Origin of the sequence: Exiguobacterium sp. E4787 (genome assembly GCF_018618375.1) — a bacterium.
Lineage (GTDB): Bacteria > Bacillota > Bacilli > Exiguobacteriales > Exiguobacteriaceae > Exiguobacterium > Exiguobacterium chiriqhucha.
In genome coordinates this window covers 85493-101609 of sequence record NZ_JACSLY010000008.1, presented here as the reverse complement: position 1 = coordinate 101609, position 16117 = coordinate 85493, and the positions used below count along the sequence as shown (strand labels likewise).

General features: G+C 49.4%; 19 protein-coding genes. 14 read left to right on the top strand and 5 right to left on the bottom strand.

From position 1 onward, the window contains the following. The first annotated feature begins 22 nt into the window (after nucleotides 1-22). Both KNP80_RS10415 and KNP80_RS10410 read left to right on the top strand, forming a co-directional pair. Nucleotides 23-532, top strand: a complete 510-nt coding sequence (locus tag KNP80_RS10415) for a PH domain-containing protein (protein ID WP_214834700.1) — start codon at nucleotides 23-25, stop codon at nucleotides 530-532. Beyond that, nucleotides 529-2034: a PH domain-containing protein gene (locus KNP80_RS10410; RefSeq protein WP_214834698.1), complete on the top strand. Its 1506-nt coding sequence runs from the start codon at nucleotides 529-531 to the stop codon at nucleotides 2032-2034. The genes KNP80_RS10415 and KNP80_RS10410 overlap by 4 nt, the downstream gene beginning before the upstream one ends. A 145-nt stretch (nucleotides 2035-2179) precedes the next feature. Here KNP80_RS10410 and KNP80_RS10405 read toward each other — a convergent pair whose 3' ends face one another. The 4 genes from KNP80_RS10405 to KNP80_RS15925 all read right to left on the bottom strand — a co-directional run bounded on the left by KNP80_RS10405 (nucleotide 2180) and on the right by KNP80_RS15925 (nucleotide 5066). Next, on the bottom strand, nucleotides 2180-3283 hold the full coding sequence (locus KNP80_RS10405) for a sensor histidine kinase (RefSeq protein ID WP_214834696.1): 1104 nt from the start codon (nucleotides 3281-3283) through the stop codon (nucleotides 2180-2182). 28 nt (nucleotides 3284-3311) lie between these two features. Next, a complete protein-coding gene (locus tag KNP80_RS10400) occupies nucleotides 3312-3992 on the bottom strand; it encodes a response regulator transcription factor (RefSeq protein ID WP_214690918.1) in 681 nt (226 codons plus the stop codon). A 20-nt stretch (nucleotides 3993-4012) separates the two neighbouring features. Beyond that, entirely contained in the window at nucleotides 4013-4573 is a 561-nt protein-coding gene (locus KNP80_RS10395) for a VanZ family protein (RefSeq protein WP_214719606.1), read from the bottom strand. Nucleotides 4574-4943: 370 nt separating this feature from the next. Continuing rightward, nucleotides 4944-5066 carry a hypothetical protein gene (locus tag KNP80_RS15925; RefSeq protein ID WP_255417482.1) on the bottom strand — a complete coding sequence of 41 codons (123 nt, stop codon included), beginning with the start codon at nucleotides 5064-5066 and terminating at the stop codon, nucleotides 4944-4946. 285 nt (nucleotides 5067-5351) lie between these two features. Between KNP80_RS15925 and KNP80_RS10390 the strand changes: the two genes are divergently transcribed. From KNP80_RS10390 to KNP80_RS10335, 12 genes are all read left to right on the top strand, one after another. Further along, nucleotides 5352-6614 carry an NCS2 family permease gene (locus KNP80_RS10390; RefSeq protein ID WP_214834694.1) on the top strand — a complete coding sequence of 421 codons (1263 nt, stop codon included), beginning with the start codon at nucleotides 5352-5354 and terminating at the stop codon, nucleotides 6612-6614. A gap of 64 nt (nucleotides 6615-6678) precedes the next feature. Further along, the gene (locus KNP80_RS10385) at nucleotides 6679-7272 is read left to right on the top strand and encodes an Imm64 family immunity protein (RefSeq protein WP_214797483.1); all 594 of its coding nucleotides are present in this window, start codon (nucleotides 6679-6681) and stop codon (nucleotides 7270-7272) included. A 109-nt stretch (nucleotides 7273-7381) separates the two neighbouring features. Then, the gene (locus tag KNP80_RS10380; RefSeq protein ID WP_214834692.1) at nucleotides 7382-7870 is read left to right on the top strand and encodes a DinB family protein; all 489 of its coding nucleotides are present in this window, start codon (nucleotides 7382-7384) and stop codon (nucleotides 7868-7870) included. Further along, a complete protein-coding gene (locus KNP80_RS10375; RefSeq protein ID WP_214797484.1) occupies nucleotides 7867-8358 on the top strand; it encodes a DUF3916 domain-containing protein in 492 nt (163 codons plus the stop codon). Before KNP80_RS10380 ends, KNP80_RS10375 begins: the two co-directional genes overlap by 4 nt. A 163-nt stretch (nucleotides 8359-8521) precedes the next feature. Then, nucleotides 8522-9295 carry a hypothetical protein gene (locus KNP80_RS10370; protein WP_251132371.1) on the top strand — a complete coding sequence of 258 codons (774 nt, stop codon included), beginning with the start codon at nucleotides 8522-8524 and terminating at the stop codon, nucleotides 9293-9295. Next, nucleotides 9292-10215, top strand: coding sequence for an AAA family ATPase (locus KNP80_RS10365; protein WP_214834690.1), 924 nt, complete (start codon nucleotides 9292-9294; stop codon nucleotides 10213-10215). Before KNP80_RS10370 ends, KNP80_RS10365 begins: the two co-directional genes overlap by 4 nt. Before the next feature lie 2 nt (nucleotides 10216-10217). Next, the gene (locus KNP80_RS10360) at nucleotides 10218-11279 is read left to right on the top strand and encodes a DUF58 domain-containing protein (RefSeq protein WP_251132370.1); all 1062 of its coding nucleotides are present in this window, start codon (nucleotides 10218-10220) and stop codon (nucleotides 11277-11279) included. A gap of 13 nt (nucleotides 11280-11292) precedes the next feature. After that, entirely contained in the window at nucleotides 11293-11997 is a 705-nt protein-coding gene (locus KNP80_RS10355) for a hypothetical protein (protein ID WP_214834688.1), read from the top strand. Further along, nucleotides 11994-13367, top strand: a complete 1374-nt coding sequence (locus KNP80_RS10350) for a barstar family protein (protein ID WP_214834686.1) — start codon at nucleotides 11994-11996, stop codon at nucleotides 13365-13367. The genes KNP80_RS10355 and KNP80_RS10350 overlap by 4 nt, the downstream gene beginning before the upstream one ends. A gap of 241 nt (nucleotides 13368-13608) precedes the next feature. Next, complete coding sequence (locus tag KNP80_RS10345) at nucleotides 13609-14163, top strand: hypothetical protein (protein ID WP_214719599.1); 555 nt, start codon at nucleotides 13609-13611, stop codon at nucleotides 14161-14163. A gap of 56 nt (nucleotides 14164-14219) precedes the next feature. Continuing rightward, nucleotides 14220-14609 carry a hypothetical protein gene (locus KNP80_RS10340; RefSeq protein WP_214719598.1) on the top strand — a complete coding sequence of 130 codons (390 nt, stop codon included), beginning with the start codon at nucleotides 14220-14222 and terminating at the stop codon, nucleotides 14607-14609. A 357-nt stretch (nucleotides 14610-14966) separates the two neighbouring features. Then, a complete protein-coding gene (locus KNP80_RS10335) occupies nucleotides 14967-15197 on the top strand; it encodes a suppressor of fused domain protein (protein ID WP_214719597.1) in 231 nt (76 codons plus the stop codon). Between the two features lie 52 nt (nucleotides 15198-15249). On the opposite strand, the gene KNP80_RS10330 is transcribed toward KNP80_RS10335, so the two are convergent. Beyond that, on the bottom strand, nucleotides 15250-15960 hold the full coding sequence (locus tag KNP80_RS10330) for a GntR family transcriptional regulator (RefSeq protein WP_214719596.1): 711 nt from the start codon (nucleotides 15958-15960) through the stop codon (nucleotides 15250-15252). Nucleotides 15961-16117: the final 157 nt, after the last annotated feature.

Here is a 16117-nt window from a genome sequence, read left to right as displayed (position 1 = left end):
GAATCGTTAGGGGGAAACACCAATGTCAGACATAGAAACAACACCGACAACATTCAGCGGCACATTGCCAATCGAGGCACGCACCGTGTTCCGACTGTCGAGCGCCATCTTTTATCTCATCGGGCTCGTCATCACAGGCGGCCTCGTCGCTGCCGCGCTCTATTTTGACTGGCCGACATGGTTGCAATATACGATGTACGCTTTGCTTGCCATCGACCTCATTTATAGTGTGATTGATATCGTCGTCTTCCAAAAGTGGAAGCAAGAGCGGTTCAAGTATGACGTGAAACCACTCGAGATTCGCTTGCATCACGGCATCATCACGACGCACGACGTCTTGATTCCGATGACGAAAGTACAATACGTCCACGCCCAACAAGGACCGCTGCTTCGAAAGTACGGTCTGCAGACGATCACCATCGGGACGGCCGCCGGGTCACATGACATCTTCGCGATTGAAGAATCGTTCGCGAAGTCGCTCCGGGAACAGATTGCGGTGTATGCCCGCATCGAGGAGGAGGATGTCATATGACGGAAGCCGCCCTCACGTGGCATCGACTACCGAGTCGCGTCTTGCTGTTGCGTGTCTTAGAGGTCATCAAGTCGTTCATCATCCCGCTCGTGTTGTTGTTCGTCATCAACAATGACTGGAGCTCGACGTTCGGCATCATCCTGCGCGTCGGGATTCTGCTGTTCCTCTTGCTTGATATTTTGCAGAAGTTCTTCGGCTGGCTCAACTTCCGCTATGCGCTCGATGAGAAGACGGTATATGTCATCGACGGCAACTGGATCAAGAAAGAGAAGTCGCTCCCGCTCTATAAGATTCAGAGCGTCCACTCGAACAGCCCGTTCTTGTACCGGTTGCTCGGGGTCGTCGAATTGACGTTCGATACGAACGCGAACAGCGACGACGCCTCGTTCAAACTCGCCGGCGTCTTCCCGAACGAGGCGAAGCGGCTCGAGGACATCCTGGACCAGGTCCGTCACCGCAAGACCGAGACCGACATACCAGTAGAAGGAGAGACGGACACGACAGCTACACCGGTGGCGATTGAAAAACCGGCGAGCCGTTTGTTGTACGCCCTCTCGACCCGAGAGATCATCATCGCCTCGCTGACATCATTGTCGGTGTTCGCGATCTTCCCGGTCGCCTCGACAATCATCTCGTCCATCGATGACTTCATCAATCTCGACGGGACGTTCGATACAATCGGCGATTGGGTCGTCCACGCGTCCATTATCGCGATTGGCCTGCTCGTCCTGACGGTCCTGATATTGTCGGTCGTCATCGGCATGGTCATCAACTTCTTGAAATACGGGAACTTCCGGCTCGAACGACGCGGGGACCGCATCCGCGTTGAGAAAGGACTGCTCAACCGTTCCGCTAAAGAGATCCCATACGAGAAGATTCAAGCGGTCCGGGTCAAAGAGACGTTCATTCGGCGCTGGTTCAACATCGTCGGTGTCGAACTCGTTGCGGCCGGGACGATGGACGAGTTGAAAGACGAATCGTCAACCATCCTCCCGTTCGTGAAACGGGAGCGGGCGATGACCGTGTTGAACGAGCACTTCGACCAGTTCGTCTGGTCTGACACGCTTCATCGCTTGCCAAAACGTTCGCTCTGGGTCAAACTGCTACGCATCAGCTGGGTCGGAATCCTCGTCTCGGGTGTCGTGCTGTATTTCTTCCGCGATTACGCCTGGTGGCTCGTCCTGCTGTGGGCCATCATCATCGGCGGTCGACTGTTGAGCTATGTGACGACGCGTTACGCTCGTAATGGTCAGTTCATTGAGCTGCGGACCGGGGCCTTCAACGTCAGTTCATTCTTGACGGACAAGCCGCGAATCGAACAGGTCCAAGTGACTCAGACACCGCTCCAACGCCGTTTCGATGTATGTAACGTCCTGTTCTCGACACGGGGTGGCTTGTTATCGAATGAGATGATCGAGGACATCCCGAAGCAAGAGGCAGAAGCCATGTTGCACTGGTTCTCTCGCTATACGGTAGAGGAAGATATGAAAACACCGGGCTAACAGATAGCCCGGCCAGGTGATCGACGAGCCCACTCGCGTGTTGCAAGTGGGCTCGTCTTTTTAAATCGGCTTGAGGGGCTCGCTCCGACATAAGCTTGAAGTTGATCCTCTTTTGTGTGAATGTAAAAATCATGGCGCGTGTAGGTCACACGGGCCATGATTTTTCATGAACAGCATTGGAAGAGACTTTAGGGAGAATGATTGTGAACGTCGTTTCTCTTGGTTGACTCGTTACGTGAATCTCGCCCTCATGTAAATCGATGATGGACTTGGCGATGGCGAGACCGAGACCTGATCCGCCGGTGTAATGTGCGCGTGACTTTTCCACTCTAAAAAATCGTTCAAACACATATGGGATGTCACGTGAGGGGATGGCCTCTTCGCCGTAATTCGTCATGTTGATAAGAACCACTTCATCCGTATCTTCAATGAACGTATCGATATACGTTCCGTCACGCCCGTAACGAATCGCATTCTCGAGTATGTTTTTGAATACGCGCACGAGCTTCAACGCATCACCCTCAACGATGGGTCGTTTGGCTGAGGAACTGAATCGAGCTTCCATTTCAACTTCCGAGAGACGTAACGTCGACTGCATGATGAGCTGATTGAGCAATTCATCGAGACGGACCTCACTTGTTTGCAGCGCGATCCGGTCGTTTTGCAGAAATGTATAGTCAAAGATATCGTTAATCAAGCCTTTCAGATGGGTCGCATTCTCATGAATGACTTGGATGTAATGACGCAACTCCACCTCGTCCCGGTAACGGTCGCTGTGAATCAAGTCAAGATAACCCGTGATTGACGTGAGCGGGGAGCGCAAATCGTGGGCGACGTTGGCCACGAGCTCGTGCTTCAAACAATCCGCTTGAACCAATTCCTGCTCCGCCTTTGCTGCACTGTCTGAGATGGCGCGAACAGTCGCCATCAACTGCTCTAGCTCTGGCGGGACAGATGGTTCAACCAAATCACGATTGGCATGGAGTTCTTCGACAAGTGAAGTCATCCGCTCAATGTGAAACTGTAAATACCGTTTACGCTCATATTGATAAATCAACACGAGACAAACGATGACCATCAGACTGTAAAACATGACGATGACACCTTCCCGGAAATACGACAACACGATGATCAGACTCTCCATAAATCGTGATGACTCCTCGAAGTACCACACGGCAGGCAGTAACAGAGCACCGCTCAGTGTGGCGACCCCAAACGCAATCAATACATACAGCAGACGTTTCCACATCGGGATGAACGTTATGACGCGCCATATATTATGTCTCAATTTTATATCCCACTCCCCACACCGTATGAATGATGACCTCATGTGGCACGACGGCATGTAATTTCTCACGGATGTTACTGATATGAACCATCACCGTCTGATTCGACCCGACGCCATGCTCTTGCCAGACAGCCTCAAATATTTCTTCAGAGCTATACACCCGGCCTTTATGTTTCGCTAGTAAATACAAAATCTCAAATTCACGTGCTGTCAATCGAATCGTCTGCTCTTGCATCATGACGGTGTGGCTGGCTCGATCGATGAGGAAGGGGCCAGCTTGTACACTTGAGGACTTGCTTGGTCGGTTATAGTTTGAACGGCGTAGCAATGCTTTAATACGTGCCATCAACTCGAGCGGATTGAACGGTTTGATGATGTAGTCATCGACTCCCGTCGTCAATCCCAATATCTTATCCATATCACCTACTTTGGCACTGACCATTAAGATCGGAATTTGGCTCGTCTGGCGCACACGCTTACAAAATTCAAGCCCATCCATCCGAGGCATCATCCAATCTAAAATGATTAAGTCAAACGATTCTTGGTTGAACAAGTCAAGCGCCATTTCCCCATCGGTTGCCATCGTCGTGTGATACCCGTCATTTTTTACATACACATCAATCAGTTCTGCGATTTGGACATCATCATCCACTAACAAGATTTTTGTCATGCTTGAAACTCCCTCGCGAATTAAAGTTGGAAATTCTGATACAAACGTCGGAACGGAGCGTATTGGACGACGAAGCGAACGAGTAAGAACCCTAAGAGCGCGCCGAACGCATTTGCCAATAAATCATTCACATCCGTGCTTCGTCCACTGCCTAGTGTCGTACGCACCAATAATTGAATCAGTTCAAGAATCAGACTAAACTGAAATCCTAATTTAAGTACTTCTTTTTTCGTGATCGACGGTTTCAAAAATGGAAGATAACAGCCGAACGGGAGGAGCATCACGATATTCAACACAAACGAATACAAGTCGATGGTCAAAATCGGAATAAAATTAATCGTTTTCCACCATGGTACTTGGTTCGCATATTTTCCTAAGTTAACGTCAATCGGGAAAAAAACGAAGTGAAGGACACCTAATAAGTATATCCCGAATGATAGAAGTAAAATGGTTTGTGTGACTTTTACATGTTTCTTGCGAAACGACCAGACGAGTAACGTGATGAGTCCGAGGATGGCGAGTGGGATGAGAACGACTCCTGATTCGATTGTGAACATAACTGAATAATTCTGATTATACATGGGAATAAACCTCCTAAGAATTTGAACTGTCTTCAGTGTAGATGGCAGATTTAAAGAATTCTTAAAGGAGTCATAAATGAAATCTAAAAAAGGCAAAGCGCTTTGCGTTGCCTCGAACTGTAGAACAATCAATCAAGAAGCTTGCTCTCGGAATAATGTCGGGCGTCCCGATATCATTCGTCACGTCAACTTCACCGTTTTCGCGTTTCTGTTGCTGAAAAATGGGAACAAGTATGGTATGATGCAAGTAGAAAGAGACCGGTGCTGGACACACCGGCCTCTGGCTTACAGGCTACCACTTTAAGAGTGGTCCCAGCCGCCACAATGGTTAGAGAATCAGAAAGTGACCCATCTCATTGCGCCGAGGGGGTCATTTTTTTGTGCGTTCAGACGTTGCACGATCGGATGTTTGGTGTAAAACCAAGTGAACGATGATCGGAGCGAGGATCGGGACGATCACATAGTCGCCGACCCAGGTCCATAGTTGTTCCATCCGCACCACCGCCTTCCTCCATTGTGGACTTGGCGGCTGACCCCACTATTGCTACGTTAACCTGCCTCTTCATTATAGCAGATTCTCGTCAAAAAAGATGCTAAAACAGGAACGTTTGTTCTTGTTTTATAAAATGAACCTTTCGTCCGAATAGGTCTCATGACTGGGTCCAAAGATGGATTTGAACCAATAATAGCTTGTATGTCAGAGGTCAGACAGGATATAATCAATCTCGTGTGTATAACCACATGGGTGGGTGAGGGTGCCAATAAAGGATTGATTCCTATGGCAAAACAAACAGAATGGAAAACAGAAACATACGGGGGCGTGCTAAACTTTCTGGCGACAGCATACATCCCGGCCGTTCACGCGGCAATCTTGACACAAGCCGGACTCCCGTTCGAGGGAGCGCTCGTCGGAGCGATTTTGACAAGCATCATCGGAACGTTCATTGCAGGGCTGTTCAACTTGCCGCTGCTCCTGTTACCCGGGATGGGCATCAACGCGCTATTTACGTACACGCTCGTCCTGCAGATGGGGCTGAGCTGGCAAGGTGCGCTCGCCGTCTCGTTCGTCTCAGGGGCGCTCGTCGTCCTGTTGACGGTGACGAAAGTGGCAAGGAAACTCGCGAACGCGTTCCCGCCGATCATTCATGACGGATTGACGGTCGGGCTCGGCCTGTTCCTCATCTTGATTGGGCTCGAGGCGGCGGGGATCGTCTCGGGCGGTGGCGGGGCACTGCTTCACATCGGAGACCTTGGGGAACGACCGGTACAGGTCGCGTTCCTGTCGCTCTTCGTCGCCATCCTGCTCTTCTTGAAGATGGGACCGAGCAGCTTCCTCTGGACGATCGCGTTCGGGGTCGGTTTGAGTGCCGTCATGGGAACGCTCGACTGGACCGGTGTGTTCGCGCTCACGCCGTTCTTCGAGTCGTTCGGTACCGTGTTCGGCAACATCTCGTTCGCCGAGTCGGCGTCACCGATCTTCCTTGTCGCCGTCGGCGTGTTGACGCTCGTCTTGCTGATCGAGAACATCAGCCTGATTCAGAATCAGACGCGCGCCATCGGCAAGGATGCGGACGCACCGAAAGGGCTCGTCGCCCAAGGGTTGTCGACGATGGCCGGTGCCATGTTCGGCTCGAGCCCGACCGTCTCGACGGTCGAGGTCGCGGCCGGCATCTCGGTCGGTGCACGGGGCGGCATCGCCTCGTTCGTGACATCTGGCCTGTACGTCGTCTCACTCTTGTTGCTGCCGCTGTTCGCCATCATTCCGGTGACGGCGATCGCGCCGGTGTTGATTATCATCGGCATGATGATGTTCCAGAACGTGAAGCATCTCCCGCTCGACAATTGGGAGCATGCCTTCCCGGCGATTCTCGTCATCATCATGATTCCGTTCACGTATTCCATCGTCGATGGCATCGGGCTCGGATTCATCGCCTATACGATGATCGTCTTGTTCAAGAAAGGCTATCGGTCGCTCAGTCCGGTCGTTGGTGTCTTGACCGTATTGTTTCTGGTGTTCTTTTCTTTACCAGTCTGGCTATAAGATAGGGCGGTACCGTGTATACGGTGCCGCTTTTTTTGTATGATGAAACAAAGGAGGTGTTTGAATGGATCAAGCAGGCGGATTCATTTCCATCGGGATGGCTTATCCGAGCCATTATCCGTTACCTGAACTTGCTCAAAATGTATGTGCGGAACTGTTAAGTAGCGGTGGCGAAATCATAAACGTGACATACAGTCAGGATAAGGCGGGCACTAGTTGGACGACAACGACAGGTACCGACTTTGCTCAGGTTGGGCATTACGGATCTATCCATTTACGAAGCAACTATTTTGGAGACGTGGACATGACGATGACCGTGTCCCTTCAAGAGATGGACACCTATGTCGGGATTCTCATCGATATAAGGTGGAATGATATCGTCTCACACCCTGCATCGAGACCCGTGTTCACACAGAAAATCGAACGACTGCTCGTTGACGTGTATCGCCATATGCCATTCTCGTACGCGCTTGCCGGGCACGAACTTGAGCTCGACTGGGCACCTGATGCGTTTCCGACATCAGCGGACTGGTTGGATACGTTCCCTCTTTTTATGGTCCCGTCACCACAAGGCGTGATGGTAACTTACGGTTCAATTTCAATCGACGGGATGACTCCTCAAACCAATATGAAGAGGTCTATCCCGTTATATGCATAAGTGAGGCTCAATCACGTCAATCAATCATTCCTTGATTGACGAAGCTCAGTGCTAAGCGGCCGGAACATGATACAATTTTCTTAGCTTATAACCGAAGGAGGATACTTTTATGACGAAAACCTCAGATGTCATCGACGAGTTTGCATCCTATATAGACTGGTTAAACACATTGTCGGGATTGGATGGATCGACGTGGGAAAAATCGATTGCAACCGACAAATGGTCAATCAAAGCAATCGTCCTTCACATCGCCCATTGGGACAATCATCTGTTGAACGTCATCGTCCCGGCCGTCAAGACCGGGGAAGCCATGATTTTCCCTGAATTCGACTCATTTAACGCGCGAGCGACCCAAAAAGCGAAACGTCTTTCGGGAGAAAACGTGTTCCAGTTAGCCAAAACGAGTCGGAGCTTGCTTATAGAAACGCTTCGGTCATTACGTCAAGAGACGCTGACTTCTCACACGATGGCAAACGGAACGACCCATTCTCCGCATGACGGTGTTCCGTACACACTTGCCTATATCGTCACCGAGTTCATCGAACACGACCGGCACCATCAGCAACAAGTCGACAGCATCTTGGGGAAAACGTCTTGAAGAGACGAGCGAAAGTACGCGGTGTTAGACGAAGACTGAAACGGTTGCGCATGGATGTCGACGAACAGACCTATTCGTTCCCGACGACGTTTCACGACGGGTATTGGCATAACAAAATCCCGATTGATCAATCGTTCTTATCGTCTGTACAGGAGAACAGCCGGATTCAACGTGCGATTATCGAGGTGATGATGGAAGGGGCCTCACGTCTAGTGCATAACCGAGAAGAGGAGCGATACCAGGTCGTCGTCTTACTCGATTTGCCGACGCTTTGGCAGTCCGAACTGCTCGTGTTTGAAAGCGATGCACGACTGAAGGCGTTTATGGATCGGGATACGTCAGAGCAGATGTGGACGCGGTTGCCTAACGATCGCATATTCCTACAAAGACTCGACCTGTCAATGGACGTCGAGGTGCATCGGTTCCACGAACTGATTCAAGATGAAGATTATATGCATAGTGGAGAAGTCTGGTTGCTCGTTCAATAAGCGGGCAACTTTTTTTGTTAAAAAACTGAATATTCCATTAATCCGTATGCTATAATCCTTTCAAATCCATTTTCCAAAAAAAAGGATTAAATGGAATCGATGAATGAAAGGAGTCGTTGAATGGGATGCAGTCGAATCTACATATTCACATACGGGTCGTTACATGAAAAAAGCCAAAGTTCTGTTTGTATCAGCAGTCTTGATTTCTTTACTGGTTGTCGCACTTATTTCATTTTCAGGTCAACTTGCTTATACCTACTTCAAAGGGTTGGACATTTCAGGGAGCCCCATCACAAGTTGGGTCACGGATTGTCATGACAAGCGAAAGTTGTTTGGGATCATTAAGGTCGTCGATACGGATGTTTGGTGTGGAGATGGTAGTGACGCAGATCCCGGTCCCGGTATTTCTGAAGCAGGAGCGGTTGTTGGGCCATCAGATGATGAAGGCGGCACACCAAGGGAAGATGAGAATAACTCGTCTCCGTCATACGGCAAACCATCCACAAGCGAATCCGATCGCCTTTCCCTGTTGCCTTACATTTTCAGCGCCCTCCTCCTTCTTTTGATTGGTGTATGGATGTGGCGTAGACCCTTCCACAAAAAGGGGAGGGAAGCCGTTCCGATAGACGAGAGGATCCACTCAAGGCAAGAGACAGACGGAACGTTCGAAGAGGCAAAACGCTCCGCTCATCCGCTACCAGATTCCCCGTTGCGGCAACATTTGATTCAATTCGAACAAGCGCTACCGCAAGAAAAACGTCGACGGACGTTCGAGACGTTATCCGCCTGGGCGAGCCGCATTCAACTCGACGCCTCGCTTCGGAGCTATTTAGAGACCCGTTATGACAAAGTCGAGATCACGCCACAACGTGAAGAAGCGTTCAAACAACAGCTTGATGCCTATTTACTTCGTTTAGAAAAGGAGCCACCCTTATGACCATCAAACGCGTATTAGAACAATTGGACCAAATCTATCTCGGAAAACCTGAAATCACGCGCCTCTGCTGCACGGCGCTACTCGCGAACGGGCACATCTTGTTAGAGGACGTCCCGGGTACCGGGAAAACGTTACTTGCCAAAAGTATTGCCAAGAGTTTCGAAGCTGATTTCACGCGCATCCAATTCACGGCCGATTTGCTTCCGACCGATATCATCGGTTCTGACTTCTTCAACATGCAGACACAGACGTTCGAAAATCGGACAGGACCGATCTTTACCAACATCTTATTGATTGATGAAGTGAACCGAGCCGTCCCCCGGACACAATCCGCCTTGCTCGAGGCGATGGAAGAGCGGCAAGTCTCGATCGGCGGAGTCACGTATCAACTGCCAGAACCGTTCTTCGTCATCGCGACGCAAAACCCGATCGAATCGGCAGGGACGTTCGCCTTGCCCGACGCTCAACTCGACCGTTTCTTGATGTCCCTTCAAGTCGGATATCCTGAAGCAGGGGAGGAGCGACAGTTGATTCTTCAGACTGTTTCTAAGACACGCCACATCGTTTATGCCCTCATGTCGTCCGAAACGTTTTTAGCAGCGCAGCGAGCAGTTGAGGAGGTCCGTATCCATGACGACGTCGTCACCTATCTGCTCGCCCTCATCCAAGAGACACGACTTCATCCGCTCGTCGAAGTCGGAGCCAGTCCTCGCGCGACGCTCGCCCTCGTCAAGGCGTCTCAAGCTTACGCTTATATCGAAGACCGTCAATTCGTGACCCCGGAAGATGTCCAAGCCGTCGCGACGCATGTTCTGGCACACCGCTTGACGCTCACGCTCGAAGGGGACGTGAAATCGACGAAACGGGAAGTTCTCGCTGATATTTTGGAGCGAGTCGATGTACCGGTCGAGAAGGTGTGAAGATGCGACAAGTCGAAGTGAGCACACCGTCACTTTTAGACGACAAGCTATGGCCGGCCTATACCGGAATCCTACTTCTGTTCATATGGTTCCCATATGTGTGGCCGCTCGCTTATCTGTCTGGCGCAATTCTAGGATTGATGCTGATTCGGAAATGGCTGACGCAGAAAATTGTCGAAGGGACACGTTTATCGTTCCACCAGAAAGAGCAGTTGTTGTTCGTAAATGACCGTGTCTCGCTAAGAATGGAGGTGACAGGTGTCGAACGTCTCCAAGAACTCGGAATCCCGACATCGGTCCGCCTGGTCACGGGACACGGCTTGACGTTTGACGAAAATCAGCGCGTACATGTCATTCAACTTCATGAGGAATCGACCTATTCGCTTCCAATCCATGCGAAACAGCGCGGGCCCGTCCAAGTCAATGAATGTACACTTCAGTTCAGGCTCCCGTTTTGGCTTGGCACCATCTTCGTCACAGATCATACGCTTCCATCCTGGATCATACTCCCATCCATCACGAGACAGAACAGATTTAACTCACGCCTGGTACGGATGGGGGACCGACTCGTCAAACATTCACCGCTCAACGACCCGTTGATGATTCAAAGCACAAAACGGTATGAGCAAGAGCCGGTCAAACAGATTGACTGGGTCGCTACAGCCAAGACAGGAAAACTTCAGGCGAAAGTGTATCAACGCCAAAACCTCGATACGTTCACGCTCGTGCTCGACTTGAGCGGTCCGCTAGGGAATGGCCTCCATGCCCGTTACGAAGAGTTGATTCAACAGGCCGCATATCTGGTATCCTATTTAGTGAAGGAAGATTGTAAAGTCGAGCTGTTCATTAATCGGTTCGATGCTGATAATCATATCGACCACCTACGGATGAGTGACGGTGGCAAGCAGTTGCGGCTTGCGCTTGTGCGCCTCGCCTCGATTCATGAATCCGATCGATTCGTCGCTTCGAAACGGTTCAATCAAATCATCGAGCGACAGAAGCATCCGCATGCGGAACTGATTCGGATTGACGCGTCACTGCTCAAGCAGATGTCTGTCGGTTGAAAGGAGTAAAGATATGTTCCGCCTGATCAAAACATTCGCTTTAGCCGGGATCTTCACGCTCGGTGCTACGTCATCAATTGCCGCGCCGACAGAACGATCCGCGGACCGTTTCGCTGAAGAACATTTCGAGTCAATCGTCCTCGACCATATCGAAGGAGACGACCCGAGTAACTATCACTTGACGGAAAGCCGAGCCATCTCGTTCGGTCCGCTCCATGAAGTGATGATTGCCGAGAAATCCTGTTACTCGTCAGACGAGACGTGCACGTTCGTCCCTAGCGATGAGCACGTGTCGGCCGTCTTACAGGACGGAGAAGCGAGAAACGTCATCGGAACGTACGAGCAAGAGCCGGGTGTCTTCGCCTTCTCCACGTTCGGGTATGGCGACGAGTTGGCCATTGCCTTAGCTGATGTGTCCGGTACATTGGTCCATTCCGCGCGAGAGAATGCCTGGTTTGACTATGATGGAAAGACGTTGACCGCCTTGACGACCGATGCGAAACGGTTCATCGGCGGAGACACGATCACGCTCGAGATGTATCAGAAACTCTTGGTCGAGACACGTTCAAACACTCAAAGTTCCGCGGAGGATGCCCTTACTAGTGGTTCTAGTGATGTTCAGACGAAAGAGCCGAAATCCTATTGGATGCTTGGCTTTGCGTTGTTGGCGGGGCTCCCGCTCAGTTATCTTTTGTACCGGAGGCGATGGAAAAGATGAATGCGAAACGTCCGTGGTTGCATGAAGTCGATGCGGCCACGGCTTTATTTGTGCGTCGACATGCGGTGCACACGGATGAATTAGAACAAAAGACGGAGAGTTTATCACGTTCGAATGGTGGGACGTTATGGAAAGTGGACCGTTACGAATTCGACCGTGTCTATGATCAAGAGCTTGATGACGTCTATCGCTCGATCCGTCGACAAGCCGCTGACATCTTCTCGTTTCATCCAGATGATGTGCAGATTGGTGAGGGTTTTACGGATGTAGTGGTATTGCGTTACCTCGCCATGCATCCGTTCACGCGAGACGTCTATATAGATGTCTCGCCATATGAAGTTGTCGAGACGGTGTATGTCTGGATGCATCCGATTGAGGTGTGTAAACAGAGAGACCAAACCACTCGTGTGACGCTAGACGTCTCCAACATCGCGACGGAAACCGAGTTACATGAACTGTTAAAAGAACAGTTACAATTTCCTTCGCACTATGGAATGAACTGGGACGCGTTTTGGGATGTCATCACCGATGAGAACGGATTGCCGGACATCGTGGAGCTATACGGTTGGACGGAGTTTGAGCAGCGATTGCCTGAAACGGCAGACATGCTCGCGACCTATTTTAAGGATTATGACAACGAGCCGGACTTGAAACCGTGTCGAATCATCTATTATGGAACAGAGATCCTTATTTTACCGCAGTATGCGCTGAAGGAAGGGGAGGAAAATCGTCTGATCTATCGACATTTGGCCAGCGCGAAGTTCCCGTTACGCGTGGAACGGAAGACTTCGGTACGGCTACCGAAACGACATCGTTTCTCGTTTGAACGCTTAGAAGAGGAGTCTGTCACATTCGGCATCGTTCGCAAACTTGAGGAGATCGCCCCATGGCTGACGCTTTCCCGTGACAAAGAGCGCCAAGACGTCGTCACGTTCTCAAATGAAACGGATTGGCTCGTGAGTTCTTACCGTGAGGGACTGACACTCCAAGGGATGACAATTGAATCTGTTGAGTCGATTAGCACAGCGGATTACGAGACGTTCTTTCACCACGTGATACGAGGATCGTTTCCAATTGAATTGACGTTTTGTCTCGGAGGAACGTTTGGTCCAAGAGAGAAGGTCTATCGATTGACGCTATATGACACAGCATGGGAAAAGTTAATTGAAGACAAACTTCTGCCTCAACTAAAGATTCCAAGAGCAAAAGGGTTGTGGCAGCCTTTCTCTTCACCCACGTCTGTACAAACACTTGAGACGTTCCTAGGAGAATTTCATCCTCACATCTTCGGAAACTTCGTACTAGCGCATGATACACGCGACGTATATCACTTTTTCGATCATGTAAACGGTTCAATCAAGCGGTTTTAACTTCGTGAGTGGAGCTTGTGCATAGCGCGTCACAAATTATTTTGACGAATTGGAGCTGTACAAAAAAATAAGCCTATTGATATCAATCGGTTCAATGAGCAATTTGAAAAAATGTTGCAACAAAATGGATGGACGTTTGGCGGAGATTTTATTCAATCTGAAGAATAGGAGACTCTTTTGAAGACTACACAATCCATCATGTCATAAGATTATATTTGCATGGTATTTAGAGCAAAATCACATGCAGAAATCAGGTGGAGAGATGTATCGATATAGATTAAGCAAATACAATCCAGAATACCGAGATGAGTTCGGTGGCTACGAAAAAAACGAGTGGACATCAATATCCGATGTTGGAAAGTCGTTTGATGGCGTTATACTTAATTTCGAGGAATACATGAGAAGTGAAGATGCATATGTGAAGTCGGTGAACATAATTATGGATTATTGCAAGGTGACCGACCTCAAGGTTACATATATTGAGAAGAGAGGAGCTCTCTCAGCTCACGAATATCATCTACCTACTTTTCCAAAGAACCTATATGATTTAAAAACGACAGCTTTGTACAAAGGTGTGAAAAAAGGAACGGTTTTGACGGGGTGGAGAGTCGATCGTGTGATTCGATTATTGTTGAGAGAAGAGCTTTATTTACACTTAGAATCGTATCCACCAAACAAGAAAGAACAATCGCTCAAAGTTTTTGTTAGGTTTGATTATCTGATGGGGATTCATACAAATATAAATCTCAGACATTTAGAAGAGAAGCTTTTAGACATTGGCATGTATTTAGAATAAAACAAAAGTCGTTATTGTTAATTCTCTCAAAAACAATCCATACAAGGGGGTGAACCTTGAATACACTTAGAGAATTCAAATCGCTCGATAGTGAGGTTTGGCGAGTACGACTTGACGAGAGTGACGCATTCCTCGTGATTAAAGATGAGAAAAGACGAAGCGAGCTCACCGACTATCCATGGTTTTCTGAACATGAAGCTTCTCTTTTTGAGTCGAAAGAAAACGTCATTCAGGTCAGTTACCTTGTGACCCCGGACGTTCGATTGAGTCCAGAGCACTTGGCAGAGGTGTTTGAAGTCGTCGAACAGCTACTGCATCACGTCGCCCAGGCCTCGTGTGACATCATACTCACGCCTCACACTTTTCCTAGCGAATCTGATCGTTTAAACTATATTCAGAAAATGTGCACGGTCGATTCTGATGCGTATAACGATTTCACTCAATAAAGTCGTATGCGCTAAAAGAAAGTAGGAGTAACCATTGGATTATTTAGAACATCTAGAAGCCCATTGTAGAGAATTTGTCGCTGGATACGACGTCCCGATTTACTGGAGGACCATGTCCAAATACTCAAATTGAAGGAGCCAAAACTTTTTGGCATCGTGAGCGTGGCAACACTAGGATTACATCTGCATTCCCTTCAATTCGAGGATGGATCGCTCGCCCATCAAGAACTGTTGTTTCACTTCAAACAAAAGCGTGCCGAAGATGACATCGTCCAGTTGGTGTAGCACTTAGTAACCCATGCGCTCGAGACACATCAAGCGTTCGATTTAGATGAATACTTCAGCCTGCCAAAAGGTGTGCTCAAACAATACAAGTTTTCCTCCATCTACGTGACCGCACCGTTCTACTCAGATCCATCGTTTTTAAAATATAAAGGCGAATCCCACGACGTGCTCGTCGTCTGGTTCGTCCCGATTTTCCCGTCAGAGGAACGTTTCATCGAGGAGCACGGTGCCGAAGCGTTCGACGAATTGCTTTATGAAACGGATGACGAACTGCTCGATTTGAAACGCAAACCGCTCGTCTAAACCGAATCCCTGTTAACTGACAAGCCCCCATGCGCATGCATGAGGGCTTGTTTTACATATATGGACCGTTCGCTTGGACGACGAACTGCGAATGCTCGTAGTGGTACGTGATGCGTGAGTAGTCGAACGGCTTTCCGTTCGTCAGATGAAAGATCGTCTCGATGCGAAGCGTCGGGTCATTCTTCTTTAGGTCGAGGTACCGGGCTTCGGTCTCGTCCAACCGCCCGACCTGCATGTACATGTCCGAGAAGCCGATGGTGACGCCGAGTGCGCCTTGGACGTAATCGAAAATCGAGTCGGCGACAATCTCCCGGTTCAAATACGGCACAATCGCCTTCACGTAATACGATTTCTCGTAACAGAACACCTCGCCGTCAACATAGCGGACGCGTTCGACACGATAGACGTCATCTGTCACGTCAATACCGAGGTTCGCTGCAATCGTCTCGTCGGGCTTTGTCACCGAGACGTCGAGCACATCCGATGTCAGAATGCGGCCCCCGAGGTTGCTCTTGAATCCTTGCGTCGAGAACAGGCTCATATAACCTGGGCGGTTGTGGCGCCGGACGAAGATGCCGCTCCCACGCAATTGAAAGATGATGCCTTTTCGCTCGAGCAACTCGAGCGCTTTCGTGATCGTGCTCTTACTGACGGCATATTGGCTCATCAACTGTTCGAGGACGGGCAATTTATCTCCTTGCTTCAAATCGTGTTGATTGATGTATTGTTCAATCTCTGTTGCAATCTGTTGGTATTTTAGCATGTGGTATCCTCACCTCGTATGATCTGCTTTGATTGTACCACGTCACCATTTCGTCGAGAATACAAAATGTATCGTACTTGTATAATTGTACCGGTACAATTATACTTGACGAGTATGATTCAGTACTGGAGATTTAAAGTTGAAAAGGAGGAACAAC